The sequence below is a fragment of the Flavobacterium sp. genome, assembly GCF_039916025.1.
In the GTDB taxonomy this organism is placed as follows: Bacteria; Bacteroidota; Bacteroidia; order Flavobacteriales; family Flavobacteriaceae; genus Flavobacterium.
This window is the reverse complement of sequence record NZ_JBDSMB010000045.1, coordinates 1-10,499: the sequence shown is the minus strand read 5'-3', so window position 1 is coordinate 10,499 and position 10,499 is coordinate 1. Positions and strand designations below refer to the sequence as shown.

Here is a 10,499-nt window from a genome sequence, read left to right as displayed (position 1 = left end):
TGGAGCAGGTGCTGTAGTTTCAAAAAGTTTACCTGAAAATTGCACAGCAGTTGGAATTCCGGCTAAGCCAATAAAATTTCATGATAATGAATAATACTAAGATTTGGCTCTCTTCTCCACACATGGGAGGAAATGAGCAGCAGTTTGTAAAAGAAGCTTTTGATACGAATTGGATTGCGCCACTTGGTCCAAACGTCAGTGGTTTTGAACAGGATTTAGAGGTTTTTTTAAATGATGATGTATTTGTTGCTGCACTTAGTTCAGGAACAGCGGCTATTCATTTGGGTTTGATTTTATTGGGAGTTCAGGCTGGTGATGAAGTAATTTGTCAAAGTTTTACTTTTTCAGCTTCTGCTAATCCGATAGTATATCTCGGAGCAACTCCGGTTTTTATCGATAGTGAAACTGACACCTGGAATATGTGCTCGATTGCACTGGAACAAGCCATCGTTGACAGAATTTCGAAAGGTAAAAAGCCAAAAGCTATAATTCCGGTTCACTTATACGGAATGCCTTTTAAAGTGGATGAAATCAAAGCAATATCCGAAAAATATGGAATTCCGGTTCTCGAAGATAGCGCAGAAGCATTAGGAAGTACCTACAAAGGTACAAAATGTGGCACTTTTGGAGATATTGGCGTTTTATCATTTAACGGAAATAAAATAATCACAACTTCTGGTGGAGGAGCATTGGTTACCCATTCAAAAAACATAAAAGACAAAACAGTCTTTTTAGCAACACAAGCCAGAGATAATGCGCCTCATTATCAGCATTCTGAAATTGGTTATAATTATAGACTAAGCAATATCTGCGCTGGAATTGGAAGAGGACAAATGGAAGTTTTAGTAGACCATGTGAATTTGAGACGTGAAATGCATGATTTTTATGTAAACTTCTTTAAAGACATCGAAGGTGTAACCGTTTCGGAAGAACCTAATACTGATTTTCATTCAAATTTCTGGTTATCGTGTATTGTAATAGATTCAGTTAAATTAGGAAAAACAACAGAAGATTTAAGACTGCTGCTGGAAGCCGAGAATATAGAATCCAGGCCTTTATGGAAGCCAATGCATTTGCAGCCGATATTTGAAAAGTATCCTTATTATGGTGGAAAAGTAGCTGAGCAGCTTTTTGAAAATGGATTGTGTTTACCATCAGGATCAAATTTGACTGATGATGATAAAGGAAGAATTAGCCATGCGCTTAATCGATTTTTTGAATAATACTTTTGTCTAAAAATTAAAATAGAATATTTTAGCTTAAATTTGCCACTCACAAAAGAAACATGAACCCTATATCCAAGGCAATTAAAGGAACTATGTCCAACAAAAGCTTCCGTAACATTGGTTATTTACCAAGATGGATTATTTTTGCTATTGATGTATTTATTGTAACCGTTGCTTGTGTTATCACCTATGTTATTGTTCATAGTTTAAATGTTAAGCATTATGACACTATTAGTGTTATCTCTCAATATGGTTTAGTTGTTGGGGCAAATGCGATTTTCTTTGTTTTCTTTAAAACTTATAGCGGGATTATAAGACATTCCACTTTTATAGATGGTGTTAAATTGTTAGTAGCAACGTCTACTTCCTATTTGATGCTGATGGTTGCGAATTATTCATTTCAAATTATCGCAGGGAATAAATTACTGCTTTCTACAGGGTTATTTATTACTTATGTTATTTCCTTTTTATTATTATTCCTTTTTAGGATTCTGGTCAAAAACTTTTTCGAAAAATATTTGCAGGTTGAAGATAAGAAACAATTAATAAGAGCTGTTATTTATGGTGCTGATGCCAATGCTATTTCGGTTGCCAATGCTTTAAAAACAGAAAAACCATCACGATTCAATGTGGTTGCTTTTGTCGATAAATTCAAGCAGGATAAAACCTCAAAGAGTATTCTCGATTTGCCAATCATCAATCAAACTAAGAGCATTCACGCGATTTTACGTTCTGTTAATGCGGAATCGCTTATTATCGCTGAAAAGAGTTTAACAAAAGAAGAAACTATCGCAATTGTAGAAGAATGTTTGGAATATAACTTTAAGGTTTTTACAGTGCCGTTAATTACTGACTGGGAAGATCAAAAACAAATATCCAATCAGTTAAAGAACTTTGCCATTGAAGATTTATTGGACAGAAAGCCAATTGTTTTAGACGATAAGAAAATCTCAGCCCAAATTAAAGGCAAAACAGTTATGATAACTGGCGGCGCAGGTTCTATTGGAAGTGAAATAGTGCGACAGGTCATTAATTTCAGCCCATATAAAATAATTATTTTAGATCAAGCAGAATCACCATTGCACAGTTTGCATCTTGAAATTTCAGAGTTATCGAATGAAGTCAAAATCAGACCGGTATTAGCTGACATAAAAGATTATAATGCGCTTGAAATGGTTTTTGAAAAGTACAAACCAGATTTTGTATATCATGCCGCAGCCTACAAACATGTTCCTTTGATGGAAGAAAATCCATCGCAGGCAATTTATACCAATGTTATTGGAACAAAAAACCTTGCTGATTTGTCGAGTAAATATCTTGTCGAGAAGTTTGTATTGATTTCTACAGATAAAGCCGTGAATCCAAGCAGTGTCATGGGAGCGAGTAAACGTATTGCGGAAAAATATGTTCAGTCACTGAATTATCACCTTATGAATTCAAAGAAAAAAATCATCACCAAATTCATTACTACGAGATTTGGAAATGTTTTGGGTTCTAATGGTTCTATAGTTCCGTTGTTCACTAAACAAATTCAGGAAGGCGGACCAATTACCATTACGCATCCAAAAATAATCAGATACTTTATGACTATTCCTGAAGCCTGCCAGCTTGTACTTGAGGCTGGAGCAATGGGTAATGGAGGTGAGATTTATATTTTTGATATGGGTGAACCGGTAAAAATTATTGACTTAGCCAAAAAGATGATTCGTTTGGCAGGATTTATACCTGATAAAGACATCAATATTAAAATCATTGGATTAAGACCCGGAGAGAAACTATTTGAAGAATTGCTCAACGATACCTCAAAAACATTGCCTACTCACAATACGAAAATAATGATTGGGCAGGATACCATTGATGATTTTGAAGATGTTAAAATAGCTATTACAGAATTAATTGCAACTGCCCACAAAAAATCCAGTCAGGACATCGTGACCATAATGAAAAAAATTGTCCCTGAATTTAAAAGTATGAATTCAGAGTTTCAAGTGCTGGACATTGAATAAATAACTATTTAATGCATTTATCTACTTAAAAATATAAAATCAAATTGTAGCTTTGCCAATTCAAAATCAGACACGATAAGTTTTGTCAAAAAGATTACCAATAAAACTCTATATAATGATAAAAAAAATATTCTTACTCTTACTTTCTTTAACAATATTTTCTTGTGCGAGTAAAAAAGATATTCTTTACTACCAGGATTTAAAAGACGGATCTCAAGAATACATCAACTATTTGTCGACTTCAATTCAGATAAATGATATATTATTTATAAAAGTTACAGCTTTAGTACCTGAATCAGCAGAACCGTTTAACCTTCAAATAAATACAAATACTAACTTGAACCTTGAGACTTATAGAATTCAGGGATATTTAGTATCTCAGGAAGGAACAATTGTTTTTCCAATTTTAGGAACTATCAATTTATCTGGTAAAACTACTATTGAAGCTCAAACTCTAATATCAAAATTGCTTAGTGACGGTGGTTATATTAAAGAACCAAAAGTAAGTGTTAGAGTAATCAATAGTAAAATAACCGTTTTGGGTGAAGTGAAAATGGCGGGAACATACAGCTATCTTGAGCAGAATTTATCTCTAAATCAAGCTATTGGTTTGGCAGGTGATTTAACTATAAACGGAGTTAGAAAAGATGTAATGATAATAAGAGAAGTTAATGGTGTGAGAACATTTGCACACGTAGATTTAACTTCTTCTGATTGGTTTTCCAGTCCGTATTATTATGTTAAGCAAAACGATGTTATTATAATAAATCCTAACAGCCCAAAAATTACAACAGCTGGTTATTTGAACAGCCTTGGAACTACTTTAGGAATTATTTCGTTTGGGATAACTATGTACTTATTGTTAAAAAAATAATTAATGGAGAATATTCAGTTTGAATCAGAAAACAGTCAAAGCGAGGTTAATATTTTAGACCAAATATTTAGGTATTTACGTTATTGGTATTGGTTTTTGATTTCTATGTTAGTTTGTTTTTTTGTTGTTAAAAATTACCTGAGTCATACTATTGCTATTTATGAGTCAAAAGCTAATATTAAAATTATCGATGATTCGAAAAACTCGTTTGTATTACCTAGTGCAGGGATAACATCATTTTCGAAAACAAAAGTAAATTTAGACAATCAGATAGAAGTTTTAAAATCCAATAGATTATTAGAGCAGGTAGTTAAAAATTTGAGTTTGAATACCCAGTATTTTAATGTTGGTTATTTGAATAATATTGAGATATATAAGAATAGGCCATTCAATATAGATTGGTTAAGCACAAGTCTTGACATGGACACAAAGTCTTTTTCTTTAGAAATTGAAATCGTTAAAAACGGGTATAAAATAACTTCCTTTAATGGAACAGAAATCAATAAAGTTTTTCCTTTTAATTCCGTTCAGTCTTTAAAGGGAATACCTTTTAATTTGCAGCTTCAGATTGGAACCAATGTAAATGCGCTTATAGAAAGAAAGTATTTGATAAGCCATTCCTCTATTAAATCAACAGTTATAGGCCTTTCTAATAGCCTGAAAATTGTAAACAATAATGAAAACTCTGACATACTTACCATTTCATTAAGTTCAAGCAATAAAGACCGTTCAGAAGCTATATTGAATGAAATCATCAAGCAATATGATATTGATGGTTTAAATGACAGAAGGCTAGTTTCAGAGAAAACCATTGAATTCGTCAACAATCGATTTAAGTCTTTGGAGCGCGAATTAGATTCTATCGAAACCAATAAAGCAAATTATAAAAGCAACAACGAATTAACATTTATTGAATCCGATGCAGCTTCAGCTACCACTGGAAAAAGTATAGCTAACACTGATGTTTTTCAGACAGAAACGCAAATAGCACTTTCAAAAATATTAGAGCAAACAGTAAAAGCCGATAAGAAATTAAATTTACTTCCTACCAATATTGGAGTTTCAAATGGGAACGTAAATGGTTTATTGTCTGATTTTAATCTTGTTGTTTTAGAAAGAGACCGAATATTAGTCAGTGCTGGTGAAAATAATCCGAGAGTTACATTTTTTAACAGCAAATTGCAGGAACTTCAAAAAAATATCCTTGAGTCGATTAAAGCGTATCAAAGAGAGTTGGAAGTGTCTCTTTCACAAAATAACTCAGCAAAAAGAACTTCTACAAATAAGTTCCGGGCCATACCGAACAATGAGAAAATTTTGAATTCGATAGAGCGTCAACGAAATATAAAAGAATCACTTTATATCCTGTTATTGCAAAAAAGAGAAGAAGCTGCTGTTAACCTGGCGATTACTTCTTCATCAATTAAAGTTGTAGATTATGCACTGACAGATGCAAACCCGATTGCACCAAGAAAGAGCTCATATTATATGGGAGCATTGCTTATTGGCTTGCTGATTCCTTTTTTAATTTTATACATAAGCTATTTGCTTGATGATAAAATCCACACTAAAGACGATATTTTAAAATACATTAAAAACAGAGTTATACTTTCTGAAATCCCGCATATCGATTCGGATATTAGAGTAACAAGCAGTAATGACAGATCTTTGCTCGGTGAATCTTTCAGGATTTTGAGAACCAACCTGATGTATATTTTCCCTTTGCAAAAAGAAAAAACAGCTCAAACGATTATGGTTACTTCAACCATAAAAGGAGAAGGTAAAACATTTACAGCCTTAAACCTGGCGATTTCATTTTCTATAATGAATAAAAAAGTATTGTTAATTGGAGCCGACGTTAGAAACCCACAGCTACATAACTATCTAACGGTTAAGAAAAACGAATTAGGGCTTCAGGATTATTTGCATAATATAGATGTCGATTGGCATAAAGTAATTAAGCAAAGTCTGTTAAATGATAATTTAGATATCATCCTATCAGGAATAATTCCACCAAATCCGGCAGAATTGTTATCAAATGGTCGTTTAGATAAACTTATTACGGAAGCCAAAAATGAATATGATTATATTATTTTGGATACGGCTCCAACGCTTTTAGTTACCGATACATTAATAATATCTCAATTAGTCGACACTACGTTGTATGTTGTCAGAGCTGATTATACGCCTAAGAAAATATTAGAGTTTTCGGTGAATCTGAGTGAAAAAGGTAAACTGAAAAACATGGCTTATGTAATTAATAACGTTGGTTCTAATTACAAAGGATATGGTTATAGTTATGGTTATAATTACAAATATAACTACGCTTATGGCTATGGTTATGGCTATGATAATGAAGATGGAAAAAAACCATCCTTTTTGAAAAGGATATTTTCAATCTTTAAAAAGTAAAACCCATCAAAAATCAAAAAAAGAGTTGTTTTGAAAAATTGGAGTTAGGTACTCATAATTTTTCAAAACAACTCTTTTTTGAAGTGAATCCAAATGACGGGTATGATGTACATCAGAACCTATAAAATCTATTAAGCCTTCTTTTAGTAAAGTATTTGAAACTTTAGCAACATGTTCACCATAATGACCTGTTGCTGATAACATATTCATCTGAAATAAACAGCCTGCATTTTTTAGTTTTTTATAATCGTCTAATGAATGATGGTAAAAATTATACCTTTCAGGATGCGCTAAAATGGCCTGATAGCCGGCAGCATGTAATTCAAATAAAATATCATACAATTGAAGTGACGGACTTATATACGACATTTCAACTAAGACATAATTTTCCTTTAATGTCAACAGTTGTTCTTTTTTGAATAATTCCCTGAACTCTTCGTCTATCATATATTCAGCAGCAGCTTTGAAACGCTTGTCAATATTTGGAAACTGGAGTTCTTGTATCGTTGCAGCTAGTTTTTCTTTTATTTCAAAACTTGTGTTTTTCCAAACTTCACCCATTACGTGTGGTGTCGTGATAAATTTCTTGAACCCAATTTTCTCCAAACCTTTTATTAAGGATGTAGTGTCTTCAATAGAAGTAGCTCCATCATCAATTCCGGGCAATAAATGAGAATGGATATCAATGAAGTTGTCTGGAATTAAATCTCTTAAATAAGGATTTTTTTGTTTGAAAAAATGAATCAAAATATTTTATTTGAATTGTAAAATTAGTAAAATATAAAGTATTTGATGTAAAAGATGCTGGTTTAATAAAGAAAACGATTCAATTCTTTTTTACGGTATAGCTAATTTATATATTTGCAGTTGGACAATTTTAAATACTACCATCATTAAGACAATAAAAAACAGCTATAATCAAACTCAGGATTGGGATTCGGTTATACAATCTGAATCCTCTCTTTTTGATTTACGGTTAAAAGAATTATGGCATTATAGAGATTTACTTGCTCTGTTTGTAAAGCGCGATTTTGTAACGGTTTATAAACAAACTTTATTAGGTCCTTTGTGGTTTTTTATTCAACCAATTTTAACTACCATTACCTTTACAATTATCTTTGGAAATATTGCACAAATATCAACAGATGGTGCGCCTAAGATTGTTTTCTACATGGCTGGCATTACGTTGTGGAATTATTTTTCCAACTGTTTAACGAATGTTTCTAGTGTTTTCAACTCCAATGCTAATATATTTGGCAAAGTATATTTCCCTCGTCTGATTATGCCTTTGACTATAGTAATTTCAAATTTGATGAAGTTTGGAGTTCAATTCCTCCTTTTCGTGTGCTTTGTTGTTTACTATATTTTGCAGGGCCAGATTCATGCTAACCTTTGGGTTTTGCTAACGCCATATATTATTGTTTTGATGGCATTAATCTCAATGGGAATTGGACTGATTTTATCAGCTATGACCACAAAATATAAAGATTTAACGCAGTTAATCACTTTTGGTGTGCAATTGTTTATGTATGCAACTCCGGTTATTTATCCAAGTTCATCGGTACCTAAAGGTTATGCCTGGGTAATGAATTTGAATCCGTTAGTTAGTCTGTTTGATTTTATGCGTTATGCGTATTTAGGAGTAGGTAATTTTCACATTGGAATGTTACTATATCCAACTTTTTTTGCGGTTGGTATATTAGCCATTGGTGTATTAGTTTTTAATAAGGTGCAGAAAACCTTTATGGATACGGTATAGATGAGTAGAGTAGTAATAAAAGCTGAGAATATTTCCAAGCAATATCGATTAGGACTTGTCGGTACAGGGACTGTGCGTGATGATTTTAAGCGTTGGTGGCATTCTGTTCAGGGTAAAGATAATCCTTTTTTGAAAATTGGAGAAGCAAACGACCGCTCATCTAAAGGAGAAAGTGATTATGTTTGGTCATTGCAGGATATCAATTTTGAAATAAACCAGGGCGATTCCGTTGGAATTATTGGCCGAAATGGTGCCGGGAAAAGTACGCTCTTAAAAATATTGAGTCAGGTTACACAACCTACAACTGGAAAAATTTATACTAAAGGCAGAATTGCATCCTTGTTGGAAGTCGGTACTGGGTTTCATCCCGAAATGACAGGAAGAGAAAATATTTATCTGAACGGCGCAATTTTAGGAATGCGAAAACAGGAAATTACCCGGAAGTTTGATGAGATTGTTGCCTTTTCGGGTGTAGAACGCTATATAGATACTCCGGTAAAACGCTATTCTTCCGGAATGTATGTCCGATTGGCTTTTGCTGTAGCTGCGCATTTAGAATCAGAAATCTTAATTGTAGATGAGGTTCTTGCTGTCGGAGATGCTGATTTTCAAAAGAAATGTTTGGGTAAAATGAACGAAGTTAGTCAGGGTGAAGGACGCACAGTTTTATTTGTCAGCCATAATATGGCAGCCGTTAAAAGCCTTTGTTCCAAAGCTATAGTTTTGGAAAACGGACTGATAAAAAAAATGGACTTAGTTGAGAATGCAGTAGCTTATTACTTAAGCGGTAATTCGGAAACCCAAAATCAGAAAGCATTTGGCATCGAATATGATAAACCAGAATTTGCATTGCATCAAATTTCAGTAAATCCGGTTGGAAAATCAGAAGAAGAGGTTTTAGACGAATATCAGGAAATAGAAATCAATGCTCATTTTACATTAAAGAATGAAAAAAATAAGCTACATGTGACTTTTGTACTAAACAATGAGCTTGGAGAAGCATTATTCACATTTTCGCATATCAATTCAGGTGTCAATTTAAAACAGGGCTTAAATAAAATAAAATGTAAATTGCCAAAGGGTTTTCTAAACATCGGAACTTATTATTTGAATTTTTATGTAATTGAAAGCGGTAAATCAACATTGTTTGTCGAAAAAGATATAATGGTATTCAACATTCAGGAAGGCCAAAGATCAATGGGTTCATGGATGGGAAAAGAACCAGGATTTATAAAGCCGGTCTTTGACTGGTCAATAGAATAAATAATGAAAAAGAAAACAAAAAATATATTTTTTAAATTCTCAAAGCCAATATTCAACAAACTTGGTTATCAAAGAAAAACACAGCAACTTGCTGCGCTTCCTGAAGGCAAAAATCTATTGTTGCAAACCTTGTTTACCAATATAAAAAAAATGGGTTTGTCACCAAAGCATATAGTCGATATTGGTGCGAATCACGGCACATGGACAAGAGAAGTATTGCAATACTTTCCGGATGCACATTTTACTTTGATAGAACCGCAGGAATGGCTTAAACCTTCCTTTCAGGATTTGCTTGATACCAATTCAAAAATAACATATCATGCGGCTGGCGCCGGTTCTAAGTCGGGCTCGTTTAAATTTACGATTGTTGATAGAGATGATAGTTGTTCATTCAGATATACTGAAGATGAAGCCAAAGAACGGGGCTATAAACAGGTTGATATTCCAATTATTACGCTAAACGATTTGATAAAATCAAACAATTTGCCAATTCCGGATATTGTCAAAATTGATGCTGAAGGTTTGGATATTGAAGTTTTAAAAGGTGCCAGCGAACTATTTGGCAAAACAGAAATTTTTATGGTCGAAGCCGGAGTTGTGGCTAAAGAGTTTGATAACAGTTTTTTAAAAATGATTAATTTTATGGATGAAAACGGCTATCGCTTATTTGAAATCACCGATTTAAACAGACCATTAGCTTTACATGTTTTATGGCTTGTTGAATTAGCCTTTATCAAAAAAAATGGAATTATTGACTCTTATGAAATAACATCTTAAATGATAACTGTAACCAAAACTTTTTTGCCGCCAATTGAAGAATATACCAAGCAAGTGCAACGTGCCTGGGATAATCAATGGATTACAAATAGGGGAGAATTGGTTTTGGAACTGGAAGAAAAACTAAAAGATTATTTATCAGTTTCTAATATTATAATTACCAATAACGGGACAATTCCATT

General features: G+C 33.0%; 9 protein-coding genes. 8 read left to right on the top strand and 1 reads right to left on the bottom strand.

Going from position 1 to position 10,499, the window contains the following annotated elements; all coding sequences use genetic code 11:
• Nucleotides 1-86: 86 nt before the first annotated feature.
• From ABIQ27_RS02545 to ABIQ27_RS02530, 4 genes are all read left to right on the top strand, one after another.
• Nucleotides 87-1,223 carry a DegT/DnrJ/EryC1/StrS family aminotransferase gene (locus ABIQ27_RS02545; RefSeq protein ID WP_348031758.1) on the top strand — a complete coding sequence of 379 codons (1,137 nt, stop codon included), beginning with the start codon at nt 87-89 and terminating at the stop codon, nt 1,221-1,223.
• 62 nt (nt 1,224-1,285) lie between these two features.
• Complete coding sequence (locus ABIQ27_RS02540) at nt 1,286-3,232, top strand: nucleoside-diphosphate sugar epimerase/dehydratase (protein WP_348031756.1); 1,947 nt, start codon at nt 1,286-1,288, stop codon at nt 3,230-3,232.
• Nucleotides 3,233-3,347: 115 nt separating this feature from the next.
• Nucleotides 3,348-4,106, top strand: coding sequence for a polysaccharide biosynthesis/export family protein (locus ABIQ27_RS02535; protein ID WP_348031754.1), 759 nt, complete (start codon nt 3,348-3,350; stop codon nt 4,104-4,106).
• A gap of 3 nt (nt 4,107-4,109) precedes the next feature.
• A complete protein-coding gene (locus tag ABIQ27_RS02530; protein WP_348031752.1) occupies nt 4,110-6,518 on the top strand; it encodes a polysaccharide biosynthesis tyrosine autokinase in 2,409 nt (802 codons plus the stop codon).
• Between the two features lie 6 nt (nt 6,519-6,524).
• On the opposite strand, the gene ABIQ27_RS02525 is transcribed toward ABIQ27_RS02530, so the two are convergent.
• Complete coding sequence (locus tag ABIQ27_RS02525; RefSeq protein WP_348031750.1) at nt 6,525-7,265, bottom strand: CpsB/CapC family capsule biosynthesis tyrosine phosphatase; 741 nt, start codon at nt 7,263-7,265, stop codon at nt 6,525-6,527.
• A 112-nt stretch (nt 7,266-7,377) separates the two neighbouring features.
• Here ABIQ27_RS02525 and ABIQ27_RS02520 point away from each other — a divergent pair, with 112 nt between their 5' ends.
• The 4 genes from ABIQ27_RS02520 to ABIQ27_RS02505 all read left to right on the top strand — a co-directional run.
• The gene (locus ABIQ27_RS02520; protein WP_348031760.1) at nt 7,378-8,277 is read left to right on the top strand and encodes an ABC transporter permease; all 900 of its coding nucleotides are present in this window, start codon (nt 7,378-7,380) and stop codon (nt 8,275-8,277) included.
• Nucleotides 8,278-9,540 carry a polysaccharide ABC transporter ATP-binding protein gene (locus ABIQ27_RS02515; RefSeq protein ID WP_348031749.1) on the top strand — a complete coding sequence of 421 codons (1,263 nt, stop codon included), beginning with the start codon at nt 8,278-8,280 and terminating at the stop codon, nt 9,538-9,540.
• Nucleotides 9,541-9,543: 3 nt separating this feature from the next.
• On the top strand, nt 9,544-10,317 hold the full coding sequence (locus ABIQ27_RS02510) for an FkbM family methyltransferase (protein WP_348031747.1): 774 nt from the start codon (nt 9,544-9,546) through the stop codon (nt 10,315-10,317).
• The coding region (locus ABIQ27_RS02505; protein WP_348031745.1) for a DegT/DnrJ/EryC1/StrS family aminotransferase at nt 10,318-10,499 on the top strand (182 nt) is incomplete at its 3' end.

What these genes read in the sequence shown, in the direction of transcription:
- ABIQ27_RS02545 (WP_348031758.1), top strand. Translation starts at nt 87, where the DNA reads ATGAATAATACTAAGATTTGGCTCTCTTCTCCACACATGGGAGGAAAT.
- ABIQ27_RS02540 (WP_348031756.1), top strand. Translation starts at nt 1,286, where the DNA reads ATGAACCCTATATCCAAGGCAATTAAAGGAACTATGTCCAACAAAAGC.
- ABIQ27_RS02535 (WP_348031754.1), top strand. Translation starts at nt 3,348, where the DNA reads ATGATAAAAAAAATATTCTTACTCTTACTTTCTTTAACAATATTTTCT.
- ABIQ27_RS02530 (WP_348031752.1), top strand. Translation starts at nt 4,110, where the DNA reads ATGGAGAATATTCAGTTTGAATCAGAAAACAGTCAAAGCGAGGTTAAT.
- ABIQ27_RS02515 (WP_348031749.1), top strand. Translation starts at nt 8,278, where the DNA reads ATGAGTAGAGTAGTAATAAAAGCTGAGAATATTTCCAAGCAATATCGA.
- ABIQ27_RS02510 (WP_348031747.1), top strand. Translation starts at nt 9,544, where the DNA reads ATGAAAAAGAAAACAAAAAATATATTTTTTAAATTCTCAAAGCCAATA.